This is a genomic window from Methylomonas koyamae (assembly GCF_006483455.1).
Taxonomy (GTDB): domain Bacteria; phylum Pseudomonadota; class Gammaproteobacteria; order Methylococcales; family Methylomonadaceae; genus Methylomonas; species Methylomonas koyamae_B.
The window spans coordinates 39631-54829 of the sequence record NZ_PPPU01000001.1; the positions used below are offsets into that span (position 1 = coordinate 39631).

13 protein-coding genes are annotated in these 15199 nt (G+C 54.9%); 2 read left to right on the plus strand and 11 right to left on the minus strand.

Annotated features, from left to right (window positions below; genetic code table 11):
• Positions 1-55: 55 nt before the first annotated feature.
• The 9 genes from cmk to C2U68_RS00220 form a co-directional block, all read right to left on the minus strand.
• Positions 56-712 (minus strand): (d)CMP kinase, encoded by a 657-nt coding sequence (gene cmk / locus C2U68_RS00180; RefSeq protein ID WP_140910486.1) that lies wholly within the window; start codon positions 710-712, stop codon positions 56-58.
• Positions 713-715: 3 nt separating this feature from the next.
• Positions 716-2035 carry a 3-phosphoshikimate 1-carboxyvinyltransferase gene (aroA, locus tag C2U68_RS00185; RefSeq protein WP_140910487.1) on the minus strand — a complete coding sequence of 440 codons (1320 nt, stop codon included), beginning with the start codon at positions 2033-2035 and terminating at the stop codon, positions 716-718.
• Positions 2036-2040: 5 nt separating this feature from the next.
• Positions 2041-2922 (minus strand): prephenate dehydrogenase, encoded by an 882-nt coding sequence (locus C2U68_RS00190; protein ID WP_140910488.1) that lies wholly within the window; start codon positions 2920-2922, stop codon positions 2041-2043.
• Positions 2915-4018 (minus strand): histidinol-phosphate transaminase, encoded by a 1104-nt coding sequence (hisC, locus tag C2U68_RS00195; RefSeq protein WP_140910489.1) that lies wholly within the window; start codon positions 4016-4018, stop codon positions 2915-2917. The genes C2U68_RS00190 and hisC overlap by 8 nt, the downstream gene beginning before the upstream one ends.
• An 8-nt stretch (positions 4019-4026) precedes the next feature.
• A complete protein-coding gene (gene pheA / locus C2U68_RS00200; RefSeq protein WP_140910490.1) occupies positions 4027-5112 on the minus strand; it encodes a prephenate dehydratase in 1086 nt (361 codons plus the stop codon).
• A 6-nt stretch (positions 5113-5118) separates the two neighbouring features.
• A complete protein-coding gene (gene serC / locus C2U68_RS00205) occupies positions 5119-6198 on the minus strand; it encodes a 3-phosphoserine/phosphohydroxythreonine transaminase (RefSeq protein WP_140910491.1) in 1080 nt (359 codons plus the stop codon).
• Positions 6198-8798, minus strand: coding sequence for a DNA gyrase subunit A (gyrA, locus tag C2U68_RS00210; protein ID WP_140910492.1), 2601 nt, complete (start codon positions 8796-8798; stop codon positions 6198-6200). Before gyrA ends, serC begins: the two co-directional genes overlap by 1 nt.
• Before the next feature lie 127 nt (positions 8799-8925).
• The gene (locus C2U68_RS00215; protein ID WP_140910493.1) at positions 8926-9645 is read right to left on the minus strand and encodes a dienelactone hydrolase family protein; all 720 of its coding nucleotides are present in this window, start codon (positions 9643-9645) and stop codon (positions 8926-8928) included.
• Between the two features lie 22 nt (positions 9646-9667).
• Complete coding sequence (locus tag C2U68_RS00220; RefSeq protein ID WP_409563838.1) at positions 9668-10336, minus strand: low molecular weight protein-tyrosine-phosphatase; 669 nt, start codon at positions 10334-10336, stop codon at positions 9668-9670.
• Between C2U68_RS00220 and C2U68_RS00225 the strand changes: the two genes are divergently transcribed.
• Both C2U68_RS00225 and C2U68_RS00230 read left to right on the plus strand, forming a co-directional pair.
• Entirely contained in the window at positions 10335-12035 is a 1701-nt protein-coding gene (locus C2U68_RS00225) for a methyl-accepting chemotaxis protein (protein ID WP_260839143.1), read from the plus strand. The genes C2U68_RS00220 and C2U68_RS00225 overlap by 2 nt on opposite strands.
• Before the next feature lie 128 nt (positions 12036-12163).
• Entirely contained in the window at positions 12164-12997 is an 834-nt protein-coding gene (locus tag C2U68_RS00230) for an HDOD domain-containing protein (protein ID WP_140910496.1), read from the plus strand.
• 23 nt (positions 12998-13020) lie between these two features.
• Here C2U68_RS00230 and C2U68_RS00235 read toward each other — a convergent pair whose 3' ends face one another.
• On the minus strand, positions 13021-13668 hold the full coding sequence (locus C2U68_RS00235) for a response regulator transcription factor (protein ID WP_140910497.1): 648 nt from the start codon (positions 13666-13668) through the stop codon (positions 13021-13023).
• Positions 13665-14975 (minus strand): sensor histidine kinase, encoded by a 1311-nt coding sequence (locus C2U68_RS00240; protein ID WP_140910498.1) that lies wholly within the window; start codon positions 14973-14975, stop codon positions 13665-13667. Before C2U68_RS00240 ends, C2U68_RS00235 begins: the two co-directional genes overlap by 4 nt.
• Between the last annotated feature and the right edge of the window lie 224 nt (positions 14976-15199).

Genomic DNA, 15199 nt, shown 5'->3' on the forward strand with positions numbered 1-15199 from the left:
AATTATCAAAAAATTAATAAAAGCTACCGGCTAACGCCGATAACTGCCAAAAGTCTCATTCGACTAGATTTACTACCTGATCAATCACCTGTTGAATAGACAAGCTGGATGAATCGATAAAATGCGCACCTTCCGGCACGGTGAGCGGCGCCGAAGCCCGCTGAGTATCGCGACGATCGCGCTCCTCTATCTCCCGAGTGATTTGCGGAAGGTTAGCATCAATTCCCTTTTCAATCAACTGTTTATATCTGCGCAACGCCCTTTCTTCGGAACTAGCGGTCAAGTAAACTTTAAACTGGGCATCCGGAAATACCACGCTACCCATGTCGCGCCCATCGGCGACCAGACCTGGAAGCTGTTGAAAATCCTTTTGTTTTTGCAGCAACAATGCCCGTACAGGCGGATAGGCAGCAATGATGGACGCCGCATTGCCGGTAGTTTCAGTGCCTAGCAAATCGGTTATGTCTTGACCGTTTAAAAGTACCCGTAAATTGTCGCCACAATCAAAACTCAGCGTCATGCTTTCCGCAATATCGCAAACCGCATCGATATCAGTTAAATCCAGTTCGGCCTGCAAGCAGGCGATCGCCAGCGAGCGGTATATAGAGCCGCTATCCAGATAATTCCAACCCAGAAGCCTTGCCACAGCTCGGCTAACCGTGCCTTTACCAGCCCCGCTGGGGCCATCAATCGTTAAGACCGGAACTGACATAACTTACATCGTGCCTAAATTCAATCCCAATTGCGTCGCTAACGCCGGAAACTCTTTAAACGAGGTATTGACGTTGGCGCAATCGTTAATCGTGATCGGGCCGTTGGCGCGCAGGCCGGCAATCGAAAACGACATGGCGATGCGGTGATCGCCGTGGGAATCGACTTCGCCGCTACCCAATTGGCCGCCATTGATGACCATGCCGTCTTTGGTCGGTTGCGCGTCGATGCCGAGGATTTGCAAGCCGTCCGCCATCACCTGAATCCGGTCGGATTCCTTGACCCGCAATTCCTCAGCGCCAGTCAACACGGTTTGACCCTCGGCGCAGGACGCGGCGACGAACAACACCGGAAACTCGTCGATCGCCAGCGGCACCAGATGCTCGGGAATATTGATGCCTTTCAGCTGCGCCGAACGCACCCGCAAATCGGCCACCGGCTCGCCGCCGACTTCACGCTCGTTCAAGACTTCGATGTTGGCACCCATCAGGCGCAGAATGTCGATCACGCCGGTACGGGTCGGGTTGATGCCGACGTGCTTCAAAGTCACATCGGAATTCGGCGCAATGCTGGCGCCGACCAGAAAAAATGCCGCCGAAGAAATGTCGCTCGGTACGTCGATATTGGTTGCGGTCAACTTGCCTTCGCTGCTGATCTTCGCGGTGGCGCCGTCACGGGTGACCGGGTAGCCGAAACCGGCCAGCATGCGCTCGGTATGGTCGCGGGTCGGCGCCGGTTCGGTGACGCTAGTCTCACCTTCGGCGTACATGCCGGCCAGCAACAAACAGGATTTGACCTGAGCACTGGCGATCGGCATGTCGTAATGCATGCCTTGCAATTTGCCGGCCTTACCTTTGATATGCAGCGGCGCGGTGCCGTTGGGTTGGGTTTCGATTTCGGCGCCCATTTGTGCCAGCGGCACGGTGACGCGTTTCATCGGCCGCGACTCCAGCGACTTGTCGCCGGTCAATACGCAGTCGAACGGCTGGCCAGCCAACAGACCGGACAATAAACGCATCGAAGTGCCAGAATTGCCCAGGTACAACGGTTTTTCCGGCGCCTTTAGACCGTGCTTGCCGACGCCGTGGATCGTCACCTCGCCGTTGACCGGACCTTCGATCTTAACGCCCATCGCCCGAAACGCTTCCAACGTGGAAATGGCGTCTTCGGCATTCAAAAAACCGGTTACATGGGTGACACCCTCGGCCAGCGAACCGAGCATGATCGAGCGGTGCGACATGGACTTGTCGCCGGGTACGCGGATTTCTCCGTTCAGGCTGCCGCCGGGTTGGACTTGGAAAATGACGTTAGTGGATGAGGACATAATGGTTAAGTGGGATCGTCAAAAGTTTCGAGAAAACGTTGCCGGGCTTGCTTGGCATAACTAAAGGTGTCAAACAATGATGATGCCTCATCGTTTTGCAACAGACGTTCGATTTGGCCAAGCTCGGCTTGAAATTGTTGAATCAGCGGAATGATTTCCTGTTTGTTGGCCAGACAAATGTCCTGCCACATGGTCGGATCGCTGGAGGCGATGCGACTAAAATCCTTGAAGCCGCCGGCGGCGTATTTGAAAATCTCGCGCTGCTCGTCCTTGCGCCCGAGCATGCCGACCAAGGCAAAGGCCAGAATATGCGGCAGATGGCTGGTGGCCGCCAACACCGTGTCGTGATGCTCGACCGTCATCACCGATACGCTGGAACCGATGCGCCGCCAGAACTCACCGAGTTTATCGACGGCTCCGGCGTCGGTTGAAGACAAAGGTGTCAGAATCAAGCGGCGGTTCTTGTATAAATCGACCTTCGCCGCCTCGACGCCACTGCGCTCGGCGCCGGCAATCGGATGCGCGGGTACGAAATTGCTCGGCACGTCACCGAACACCGCCCGCGCCGCGTCGATCACGCTGCCCTTGGTACTGCCGGCGTCGCTATACAGCGTTTGTGAGTTCCAATGCGGTTTCAGCTGTTCGAAGATGGCCTGCATGCTGCCGACCGGCGTGCATATGATCACACAATCGGTGCCGGCCATGGCCTGGGCCGTATCGGTGTAAAACGCATCTACCACGCCCAATTCCAGAGCGCGTTGCATATTGGGCAGATTTTTTTCCCGACCCAATGCCACCACCTGCTGGCACAAGCCTTCGGCACGAGCGGCCTTGGCGATCGAACCGCCGATCAGGCCAATGCCGATGATGCACAGGCGATCAAACACCTTGTAACACCTGGCTTAACGCATCGATGAAAATTCGGTTTTCCCGTTCGGTGCCGATACTGACCCGCAAATGGTTAGGCATTTCGTAATTGGCCACCGGGCGGACGATGACGCCTTTTTGCAGCAAGGCCTGGTATAGCGGCAACGCCGGTTGTTTCATATCGAACGACACGAAATTGCCGGAAGAAGGGATCCAAGGCAAAGCCAATGATTTGAACGCCGCCGTCAATTGGGCCATACCGGCGTTGTTGACCGCCACGGTCTCGGCCAAGTATTCAGCGTCGGTCATCGCCGCTTCCGCCGCCGCTAAGGCCAACATATTGCCGTTGAACGGTTGCCGCACCCGATTCAGCAAATCCGCGACTTCCGGCGACGACACGCCGAAGCCGATGCGCAAGCCGGCCAAACCGTAAGCTTTGGAAAAAGTGCGGGCAATCACCAGATTCGGATATTTGATCGGCCATGCCATCGATTCGGTGCGAACGGCCGGATCGACGAACTCGTAATAGGCTTCGTCCAGCACGCACAGCACGGATTTCGGCAACGAGCCGATAAAATCTTCCACGGCTTGCGACGCCAGCAAAGTTCCGGTCGGATTGTTCGGATTGGCGATAAATACCACCCGGGTTTTATCGGTCACCGCCGCGCGCATTGCGTCCAGATCGTGACCATAATCCTTGGCTGGCACAACCACGGCCTTGGCCCCGACGGCTTGGGTCAGTATCGGATACAAGGCAAAGGCGTGCTGCGAGAATACCACTTCGTGCTCGGGCGCGACAAAGGTGCGCATGACCAGTTCCAGAATCTCGCTGGAACCATTACCCAGCGTGATCTGTGCTAAATCCACACCCCAGCGGGCAGAGATCGCTGTTTTCAAGGCGTAACCGCTACCGTCAGGATAACGGGCGATTTCCGGCAAGGTGTTTTGAATCGCTTCGGCGACCTTGCGGCCGGTACCGAGCGGGTTTTCGTTGGACGCCAGTTTGATGACTTCGCTCAAACCCAGCTCGCGCTGCAATTCCTCTGCCGGTTTACCCGGCACGTAGGGCATCAGTTGTTGCACGCCTTCCAGGGCAAGTTGTAAAAATTGATTCATGGCAAACGTTAAATAACGGCTTTTGGATAGGAACCCAACACTTTCAGCATCTTGACGTTGTTTTCCAGCGATTTCAGCGCTTGGGCGACCTCTGTGTCGTCACGGTGACCTTCGATGTCGATAAAGAACACGTACTCCCACAGGCCCTGCCGCGAAGGCCGCGACTCAATGTGGGTCATGCTAATACCGTATTGAGCAAACGGCTGCAGAATGCGATGCAGGGCACCGGGCTGATTACCAGTGGAGACCAGAATGGAAGTCTTGTCCAATCCGGTCGAAACCGGTTGCAAACGGCCGATGACGATAAAACGGGTGGTGTTGTTGGCTTCGTCCTCGATGTGTTTTTCGATGACGTTCAACTCGTACAACTCCGCAGCGGTCAAACCGGCGATTGCAGCCTTGCTATGGTCCAGCGAAGCCAGACGGGCGGCCTCGGCGTTGCTGCTCACCGCAGTACACGGTACGCCGGGTAGATTCGCAGTCAGCCATTGCCGACACTGGGCCAACGATTGCTGGTGTGAGAACACTTCGCTAATGCCGACCAAGCCATCCATCTTGCCGAGCAGGTTCTGGTGCACCCGAATCTCGACTTCGCCGCAAATCTGCAGCGGACTGTCCATGAAGCGGTCCAACGTGTGGGCAATCACACCTTCTGTGGAATTTTCCACCGGCACCACGCCGAACTGGCAATGGCCGGTCTCGACCGCCTGAAAGATTTCATGAATGGTCGGTACCGGAATGTCTTTGACCGCATGACCAAAATGTTTGAAGGTGGCTTGCTGAGAAAAGGTACCGGCAGGGCCGAGAAACGCCACTTCCAGCGGTTTTTCCAGCGCCAGACAGGCCGACATCAGCTCCCGAAACAAATGTGCGGCGGCATCGTCGCCTAACGGTCCCGGGTTGAGTTCCTTGATCCGCCGTAATACCTGCGCCTCCCGATCCGGGCGATAAAAACTGCCGGTCTCGCCTTCGGCCTGCTTGGTGCGGGCCACTTCAAGCGCGCATTCCGCGCGCCGGTTCACCAGTTCCAGAATCTGTTGGTCTATCGCGTCGATACGATCGCGCAGCTCGGACAACGGAATAATCGGTGTCATAAAGCCTTAGTGGGTACGCTCGAATTCGGCCATGAAGGCTATCAACGCATCAATGCCGGCTTCCGGCATTGCATTGTAAATGCTGGCACGCATGCCGCCGACCGAGCGGTGGCCGGCCAAAGTGCTCAAACCGTTGCGCTCGGCTAGAGCCAAAAACTCCTTGTCCAGCGCCGGGTCGCTCAACACGAACGGCACATTCATCCGCGAACGGTAAGCCTTGTCGACCGGGTTTCGGTATAAGCTGGAATTGTCGATAGCATCGTACAGCTTCCCGGCTTTGCGGATGTTGCGCTGCTCGATCGCGCCGACGCCGCCCTCGCCTTTCAGCCATTGCAGAGTCAAGCCCAACAAATACCAGTTGTAGGTAGCGGGCGTGTTCAGCATCGAATCGGCTTTGGCTTGTTGGGCGTAACTGAATACGGCCGGCGTATTTTTCGCTTCCAACCCGACCAGATCGTCGCGCACGATAACGACGGTTACGCCGGACGGCCCCATGTTTTTCTGAGTGCCGGCGTAAATGATGCCATAGCGGCTAACGTCTACCGGCCGCGACAAAATATTCGACGACATGTCGCAAACCAGCGGCAGCTCACCTACCTGGGGCACATCGTTGAATTCGACGCCGTGTATGGTTTCGTTCGAGGTGTAATGCAAATAGGCGGCGCCGGAATCGATCTGCCACTCGGCGTAAGCCGGAATCGTGGTAAAGGAGGCCGCTTCGGCGCTGGCGGCGATTTGCACTTCGCAATACTTGCCGGCTTCCTTGATCGCAGCAGTAGACCAAGCGCCGGTATTGACGTAACAGGCCTTGGTTTTGCCGTTCAGAATATTTTGCGGAATCATCGCAAATTGCGCGGTGGCACCGCCTTGCAGAAACAACACCTGATAACCGGCCGGAACCGCTAGCAATTCGATCAGGTCCGCCTTCATTTGCTCGGCAATCGCCATGAAATGTTTGCCGCGATGGCTCATCTCCATCACCGACATGCCACTGCCCTGCCAGTCCAGCATTTCTTGCTGGGCTTGCAACAGCACGGCTTCCGGGAGCATCGACGGGCCGGCGCTAAAATTGTAAATTCTTGCCATTACTCTTCCTCTCCCGCAGCGGACGGGGTGCCGTCCTCGAATTCCTGATCGCCGATTTCGTCGCCGTCTTCATCGCCAAGGCCATCAATGCGGTCCACGCCAACCACTTTCTCGCCTTTGTCCAGCCGAATCACGGTAACGCCCTGCGTATTTCTGCCGACGACCGAAATCTCTTTGACCCGGGTGCGCACCAGCGTGCCGCCGTCGGTGATCAGCATGATTTCGTCGGTATCGTTAACCAATACCGCGCCGACCACGGCGCCGTTACGTTCCGAGGTTTGAATTGCGATCAAGCCCTGGCCGCCGCGGCGGTGTTGGGTGAATTCTTCCAACCGGGTGCGTTTGCCGTAGCCGTTCTCGGTGATATTCAAGACCGTACCCTCGCTGGAAACGATCAACGAGATCACTTTTTGGCCGTCCTGCAAGCGGATGCCGCGCACGCCGGCCGCGGTTCTGCCCATCGAGCGCACGTCGGTCTCGTTAAAACAAACCGCCTTGCCGTCACTGCTGAACAGCAGCACGTTCTGCTGGCCGTCGGTAATCGCGACGCCGACTAAGGTATCGTTTTCGCTCAAATCGATCGCGATCTTGCCGTTGCTGCGTTGGCGCTCGAATTCGGGTAGCGGCGTTTTCTTGACAGTGCCGGATGAAGTAGCCATGAAAATGTATTTATCGGCACTGTATTCGCGCACCGGCAGCATCGCATTGATTTTTTCGCCCTCTTCCAGCGGCAGCAGATTTACAAATGGCTTGCCGCGCGAGGCCCGGCTGGCGACCGGCAGGTTGAATACCCGCAGCCAGTAGACTTTACCGGCCGAAGAGAAACACAGAATCGTGTCGTGGGTATTAGCGATGATCAATTTCTCGACGAAGTCGTTTTCCTTGGTCGCGGTCGCCGATTTGCCGCGGCCGCCGCGGCGCTGAGCCTTGTAATCGTTGAGCGGTTGGGTCTTGACGTAGCCTTCGTGCGACATCGTCACCACCATATCTTCTTCGGTGATCAGATCCTCTGCCGACAGGTCGGAGTAATCCTGCACGATCTCGGTGCGACGTTGGTCGGCATACTGGTTACGGATCTCCTCCAACTCCTCGCGGATCACTTCCATCAGGCGCACGTCGCTACCGAGGATATGCAGATATTCGTCGATCAACGCCAGCAACTCCCGGTACTCGTTGACGATTTTTTCCTGCTCCAATCCGGTCAGGCGATGCAGGCGCAAATCCAGAATCGCTTGAGCCTGATTCTCGGACAAGCGGTAAACGCCTTCCGCCAAACCAAATTCAGGCCCTAAATCTTCAGGGCGGGAACGGTCGGCATCGGCCCGGTCCAGCAAAGAAGCTACCAGACCGGCATTCCAGGTTCTGGCTAACAAGCCGGCTTTGGCTTCCTGCGGATTCGGCGAGGTTTTGATCAGCTCGATCATCTCGTCGATGTTGGCCAGAGCGACTGCCAAACCTTCCAAGATATGCGCCCGTTCGCGCGCCTTGCGCAGGTTGTAAATGGTTCTGCGGGTAACAATCTCGCGACGGTGGTCGATGAAGGCCAGCAAAATGTCCTTCAAATTCATGCAATGCGGCCGGCCGTCGTACAGCGCCACCATATTGATGCCGAACACGGTTTGCAGTTGGGTCTGTTTGTACAGGTTGTTCAGCACCACATCCGGCACTTCGCCGCGGCGCAACTCGATGACCATGCGCATGCCGTCCTTGTCGGATTCGTCGCGCAGTCCCGAGATGCCTTCCAGCTTGCCTTCCTTGACCAACTCGGCGATTTTTTCCAACAGCCGCGCTTTGTTGACTTGGTAAGGCAATTCGGTGGCGATGATGGCCTGGCGACCACTGTCGCCGATATCCTCGAAATGGCAACGCGCCCGCAGATAGATTCGGCCGCGGCCGGTGGCATAGGCTTCGTAAATACCGGATGCGCCGTTAATGATGCCGGCAGTCGGAAAATCAGGACCGGGGACGATTTGCATCAATTCGGAAATCGACAAATCGGAATTTTCGATCAGAGCTAGACAGGCGCTAACGATTTCGCCCAGGTTATGCGGCGGGATATTGGTGGCCATCCCGACCGCAATGCCGGCGGAGCCGTTGACCAGCAGGTTCGGCACCCGGGTCGGCAGCACTCTGGGTTCGGATTCGGATTCGTCGTAGTTGGGGACGAAATCGACGGTTTCCTTGTCCAGATCGGCCAGAAGTTCATGGGCGATTTTGGCCATACGGACTTCTGTATACCGCATCGCCGCCGGCGAATCGCCGTCGACCGAGCCGAAGTTGCCTTGGCCGTCGATCAGCATGTAGCGTAACGAGAATGGCTGCGCCATCCGGACGATAGTGTCGTAAACCGCGGTGTCGCCGTGCGGGTGGTATTTACCGATCACGTCACCGACCACGCGGGCCGACTTTTTATAGGGTTTGTTCCAATCGTTACCGAGTTCGCTCATCGCGTACAACACGCGGCGGTGAACCGGTTTCAGACCGTCCCGCACGTCGGGAAGCGCTCTACCGACGATCACGCTCATGGCGTAATCGAGGTAGGATTGTTTCATCTCGTCTTCGAGATTGACCGGGATAATTTCTTTAGCGAAGTCTGACATGGATCCGTGATTCTGGTGCAGTCGACGGTTTACCCGTTCGACAGGACAGCCCGATGCATCAATTCCATTTACTCGGTGCTGGCCGGATTATAAAGCGCCGAATTATAGCAAACGCCACCCTCTGCCGTCAGGCAAAAATCTCGGCCAAGAAGTTTTGCAGCGCTTGCCAGGAGCGGCGGTCGGCCAGCGGTTGGTAAACTGTGCCGAAGCCGGGGTTATTGGCAACCGGATTGGTAAACGCGTGCATCGTGTTGCCGTAACTATGAACTTGCCAATCGGCACCGGCCCGGGTCAACTCGACCTGCAGCGCCTGCACCTGCGCCGACGGTGCCATCGGATCGTCGTGGCCGTGCAGCACCAATACTTTGGCTTTGATCCGTGGCTCCGGGATATTGTCCGGCGGCAGCAACAAGCCGTGAAACGATACCACGCCGCGAAGATCGGCGCCGGAGCGGGCCAAATCCAGCGCGCATAATCCGCCGAAACAAAATCCGATAGCGGCAATCTTGGCGTTATCGGCCCAAGGCAGCAATTTCGCCGCCGATAATGCGGCATGCAACCGTCGCTGCAATTGCGCCCGGTCGGCCATAAAAGGTTGCATCAGGCCGGCATTTTCTTCCGGATTTTTGCCAAGAACACCACGACCGTATGCGTCGGCGGCAAAACCCAAATAACCCAATTCAGCCAATAGTTTTGCCTTTTCGGCAACAAAACCGTCCCGTCCGCCCCACGCATGATGAATCAGTACAACCGGGCGCGGGCCGGCGATCGCGTCGTCGTAGGCAAAAAAGCCTTCCAGAGCCACGTCGCCATCCAAATAACCTACGGTATTCGACACAATCGCCATAAGCGCTCCCCGACCAACGTCTTTAAAGTTGCAAATCGCCTTTAGCCTGAAGTGCTTGCAAAAATCCCTCGGAGGCTTGTTCGACCAAATCCAAAACCCGTTCGAAACCATAGCTACCGCCATAGTAAGGATCAGGCACATCCCTTTGATTCAGGTGCGGCGCATACTCGAGAAAACGCCGAATCTTGTGAGCCTGATCTTGCGGACAAACCTCGCTCAATATCGCATGGTTATCGTCATCCATGGCCAGGATATGGTCGAAATTCTCGAAATCCTCGGCTACTACTTTACGCGCCCGGATATGCTTCAATTCGATACCGCGTTCCCGAGCCGCTTTCTGCGCCCGCAAGTCCGGCGCATCGCCAATGTGGTAAGCGTGAGTGCCGGCCGAATCGATCTGAAACCGTTCAGCTAAGTTCTTTTCGGCCACCAAGTGGGCAAAAACACCTTCGGCCGTCGGAGATCGACAAATATTGCCCATGCATACAAACAAAACCTTTATTTTCCGCATTGTTATTAAGTTTTCAGAATTGTTGACGCTAAATTGTAAGCTATACTCAGCCCGTCTGTCTTGCGGACCCAGCCGTCTAATACGAGCTGATCTAGCTAAAAATACAACATGTTTCGGGAGCTTTAGGATGTTAATGATGAACTGGCATTCTGTGGGGGTAAAAGTGGTAGCAATTACCATGTCCGTCCTCACACTAGTCGGCGTAGCGATATTAATCGTGTATTCGAGTGCCGAAAAACAAAAACTGATCGACAGTCAAATAGCCTCTTCTCGCCAGCTGTTGATCCTTTCTGAATCAGTTCGCGACAACGTGGTTAAGAAGTGGGAATCCGGCGTTTATTCTCCGGAACAGTTGATGGGTTTAATTGAACAGTTCGGACAAGCCAAAGCCCGCGAATTGGTGATCGCGACGGTACCGACCGCCAACGCTTGGGATGTGGTGGAGACCGAAGCCAAAGGCCACGGTTTTCGTTTCAAGGCGCCTAGCCTGAATCCCCGCAATCCGCGAAACGCCGCGGACGATATCGAACGCACAGCATTGGAGTATTTCAGAAACAACCCTTCGGCCAGCGATTACAGCTATGTCGACGAAGATAAAGAAGAAATACGCTACCTGCGTCCGGTAAAAATGGTCAAACAGTGCGAACTGTGCCATGGCGATCCGAAAATGTCCCAGACCTTATGGAAAAACGATAAAGGGGTCGATTTGCTGGGTTACCCGATGGAAAACCGCCGAGCCGGAGAATTACATGGCGCATTCGAGATCATTACGCCGTTCAGCGTGGCTTTAAACGAGTTGAAACAGCACGTCTACTACGCCATCGGCTTCCTGATCATCACCTTGATTATCATCGGCTTCACCGGATACTTCATGATGAACAAAATCATCATCGGACCGTTGACAGCTCTGGCGCTGAAGCTGCAAGACATCGGTAGCGGCGACGGCGATTTGCGCGCCCGCCTAGACGCTAGCGGCAAATCGGAGTTTGCCTGGATCGCATCCAGCTTCAATTCGTTCGTCCGCAAAATTGCTAAAACCATCGACCAAATCAGCGTGACCAGCGAAAAACTCGCCAGCGCTTCGCACAAATTAGCCAATATTACTCAGTCCACCCAATCGGGCGTCGAGCGACAATTGCACGAAACCACGCTGGTCGCCAACGCCATGAAACAAATGACTGCTACCGTGCAGGAAGTGGCCCGAAACGCAGTCCGCGCGTCGGAGGCTGCAGAAATTGCTGATCGAGAAGCGTCCTCCGGCAAAAATATCGTCAAAGACGCCGTAAACGGCATCAATAACCTGGCCTCCGAAGTGGAAAACGCGTCCAACGTGATCCACGAGCTGGAAAACGATAGCAATAGCATCGGTGAAGTATTGGGCGTTATCCAGGGCATTGCCGAACAAACCAATCTATTGGCTTTAAACGCAGCCATCGAAGCGGCTCGCGCCGGCGAACAAGGCCGCGGTTTTGCCGTGGTAGCCGACGAGGTCAGAACCTTGGCCAGCCGGACCCAAAACTCGACCTTGGAAATTCAAAAAACCATAGAACGCCTACAAGACCGGGCAAAACAAGCGGTAAACGTGATGGAAAACGGCAGAAGCCGAGCCACATCGAGCGTTGAACAGGCCGCTTCCGCCGGCGGCTCGATTACTTCGATCAGCGAACGTATTGATACGATCAATGATATGAACAATCAGATCGCCAGCGCCGCCGAGGAGCAAACCGCGGTGGCTGAGGAAATCAACCGTAACATTACCAATATCAGCCGGGTATCGGAAGAAACCTCGATTGGGGCAAAAAACACCGCGGAAGCCTGCCACGAACTGATGGCTCTGGCCGATCAATTGCGTTCGATGGTCGGCAACTTCAAAACCTAACATAACCCTCAAACGGAAGCCGGACCGGCCGCTACGGCTTTAGTTCGGCTTCCAAATCCCCAGTAAACCCACAACTGGCGGCTATACTTAAGGTGCACATCCACTAACGCACTTTTAGGAAATAGGACATGCCCACTTCCATTAACCAGTTGTTCGATCAAATTCATAAGATCCCTCAAGTACCTGAGGTCGTCAGATCCATCATCAACCAACTGAACAATCCGAATGCGGACATGCTCAACATCGCCCGTGATGTTGAGAAGGAACAGGTCATCGCGCTAAAAATTTTGCGATTGGTCAATTCGGCACATTTCGGCTTGTCGCGAAAAATTGGCTCTATCAACGAAGCGGTTGCCATGTTGGGATTAAATCAACTGAAAACCTTGGTAATCGCGTCCGGAATGATTGGCGCTATGCCCGAGATAAAAAACTTCGATGTCAAACGAAGTTGGCAGAACAGTTTTCGCACTGCTGCATACAGTAAATGGCTGGCGGAACAGGCGGGAGTCGCTGCCGATATCGCGTACACCGCCGGCCTGCTGTCCAATCTGGGTAACGTGTTGATTCACATTGCCTGCCCAAGCGAAGCCAATGAAATAGATCAACACGTCAAAGCCGGCGGCGCGGAGCGGCTGGACATCGAGAAAAACCGTCTTGGCTTTACCAGTCAGCAGGTTTGCGCCGAACTTTGCCGACGCTGGCGTTTCGCCGAAATCCTGATCGAGACGTTAGAACAGTCTGCAGAGCCCTGGTTATCGGAGCAGCCAAATAAATTAGGTTACGCGGTCTGCCTGGCCGGTTGGATCAGCGAACGCCAGGACCGAGGCATGGAACCGGCGGAAATTCTGGCCAATCTTCCGGAACAAATCACCCGTCCGCTTGGATTCCCGGCAGATCTGCTGAACGAAAAGATGCCGGCGGTTTTGGTACAAAAATCCGAACTCGACGGGCTATTAGACTGAATCAAGCCCGGATTGGCGTTGACTCAACGCAGCGTCAATCCCAAATTGACGGCAATATGCGCTAATTCGGTCGTGGTATCCACCTGCAATTTTTTCTTGATTTGCGTGGCGTAGTTCGCCACGGTTTTATGCCCGAGGCACAGTTGGTCGGCGATTTTATGCACCGTCATGCCTTGGGCCAACAAACTGAACACATCAAATTCCCGCGGCGAAAAACCGGCGATAGCGGCCTGATGATCGGAACGCGGCGTATCGGTTTGATTCAGGCTTTTGATCAAACCCTGTTCTACGTACTCGCCGCCATCCATGATCGCAGCAATAGCTTCGGCCAGAATGCCGGGCGCGCTGTTTTTGGTAATATAGCCTTTCGCACCGGCGTTCAGTGCCCGGCCGACATAAACCTGTTCGTGGTGCACGCTGAATACCAAAATCTTCGCGGCCGGATCGCGCTGCATAATTCGGCGGATGGTTTCCAACCCGCCAATACCCGGCATGGATAAATCCATCACCAACATATCCGGTTGCAGTTCCTGGTAAAGTTGAATCGCCTGTTCGCCGCGTTCGGCCTCGCCTATCACTTCGATCGCATCGCCTGCAGCCAACAGCATCTTAAATCCGGCCCGTACCACTAAGTGGTCGTCAACCAACAATATCTTGATTTTCGTTGTCATAACGGAATCCTGGCATCGACAACCATTCCTGCACCGGGACTGGAAACCACTTTCAGTTCGCCGTCCAACGATTTGATGCGCTCCTTAATCCCCAATAGCCCGAAACCGCGCTTTACCGCCTGCAAATCGCAACCCTGGCCGTCGTCCTGCACTTTAAGATGAAGACAGGCCGCAGGCGATTCCATCCGTTCCAGATCGATGGCCACACGCCCGGCCCCGGCGTGCCGCACCACATTGGTCAGACATTCCTGAATCACCCGGAATATCTGAACCGTCAGATTTTTATCCAGGTCGTCGACTGCATCGCTGCAGCGGATATTCAATTGCAAGCCGGCATTCCGCTCCGACCAATGGTTGACCATTTCTTCCAATGTCGCTTTCAATCCCAACTCACTGAGCACTAGCGGATGCAACTGTTGCATCATCGAACGCACCACCGTCATCAAATGATCGCAAATTTCGCTGATCGACGCGCTAATCTTAACCGTATCGGCTTTTTGGTGGCCGGCTGTGACGGCCATCACCTTAATCGCCGTCAGGGATTGGCCAAATTCGTCATGTAATTCCTGAGACAAGCGTCGGCGTTCTTCTTCCTGGATTGCCAGCGAATGCTGGGTCAGTGCTCGGTTTTCCTGGCGAGCTTTTTCCAACTCAGTCGTCATGTGATTGATTGCATTGGCAATATCGTCGAATTCTTTGGTGGAAAACGGCGGCAACTTGAGTCGGTACTGGCCGGTTTCGATAATCCGTAAAGCGTCGACAATAACGGCAATCGACTGCAGCGACTTATTAAACACCAGATTGACCGCTAAAAAAGTCAACAAGGTCAGCAGCGAAATCGACGCTAAAAAACCGACGCTTTCGCCCCATACTTCGGTAATTTCGTCCAGCGGTTGCGCCTGAATGATCAGCTTCAACTCCTGTCCCTGTTCGGTTTTCAACTGATGTTCGACTTGCGGATAATCGCTTTTCACCAAGCCGATGAACCAAGCGGGGGGCATTTCCTCGGGAGAGCTAGGCAAGGTTTCGCCGGCAAAATGAATCAGTTGGCCGTCCGGTTTTTGCAATTGGATGGTCAAGTGGCGGGTCTGACGCAGCGCACTGAAGCGGGATAAATCGCTGCTTTGTTGAAACACAGGAGTGTCGGCTATGCCCAGTGTAATCAGTTGCAACGCCAAATGAATCGACGCGTCGACCTCTTTTGCCACTGCCTGTCGGGCTTGCCATATTGCAATCGCCCCGCCCAACAGCAAAATGCAGAGCGACGACAACAACACACGAAGGATAATCTGGTAGCGAAGACTCATTGCACAGTGACACTCAAAACCGGGTATTATCCGGCGTGGTTCCAAATGCAGCCACAGGAAAAATTCACTTTCTGGCTTGTGCCCGATAGCCGGCCTATTCGCCATCGTTTACGCCGCCGACATTCGACAGCCGGAGCCAAAATTCGACATAAAAACCCGCCCCTACCGGCCCACAGATCAAGCGGCGGTGATCTGATTTTGGCAGGCATGCGGTCTGCTGCGCC

Excerpts from the sequence above, each read along its gene's own strand:
- C2U68_RS00240 (WP_140910498.1), bottom strand. The coding sequence starts at position 14,975 with ATGAGTCTTCGCTACCAGATTATCCTTCGTGTGTTGTTGTCGTCGCTC.
- C2U68_RS00230 (WP_140910496.1), top strand. The coding sequence starts at position 12,164 with ATGCCCACTTCCATTAACCAGTTGTTCGATCAAATTCATAAGATCCCT.
- C2U68_RS00220 (WP_409563838.1), bottom strand. The coding sequence starts at position 10,336 with ATGGTAATTGCTACCACTTTTACCCCCACAGAATGCCAGTTCATCATT.
- C2U68_RS00225 (WP_260839143.1), top strand. The coding sequence starts at position 10,335 with ATGTCCGTCCTCACACTAGTCGGCGTAGCGATATTAATCGTGTATTCG.
- aroA (WP_140910487.1), bottom strand. The coding sequence starts at position 2,035 with ATGTCCTCATCCACTAACGTCATTTTCCAAGTCCAACCCGGCGGCAGC.
- C2U68_RS00215 (WP_140910493.1), bottom strand. The coding sequence starts at position 9,645 with ATGGCGATTGTGTCGAATACCGTAGGTTATTTGGATGGCGACGTGGCT.
- gyrA (WP_140910492.1), bottom strand. The coding sequence starts at position 8,798 with ATGTCAGACTTCGCTAAAGAAATTATCCCGGTCAATCTCGAAGACGAG.
- C2U68_RS00235 (WP_140910497.1), bottom strand. The coding sequence starts at position 13,668 with ATGACAACGAAAATCAAGATATTGTTGGTTGACGACCACTTAGTGGTA.
- serC (WP_140910491.1), bottom strand. The coding sequence starts at position 6,198 with ATGGCAAGAATTTACAATTTTAGCGCCGGCCCGTCGATGCTCCCGGAA.
- hisC (WP_140910489.1), bottom strand. The coding sequence starts at position 4,018 with ATGAATCAATTTTTACAACTTGCCCTGGAAGGCGTGCAACAACTGATG.
- cmk (WP_140910486.1), bottom strand. The coding sequence starts at position 712 with ATGTCAGTTCCGGTCTTAACGATTGATGGCCCCAGCGGGGCTGGTAAA.
- pheA (WP_140910490.1), bottom strand. The coding sequence starts at position 5,112 with ATGACACCGATTATTCCGTTGTCCGAGCTGCGCGATCGTATCGACGCG.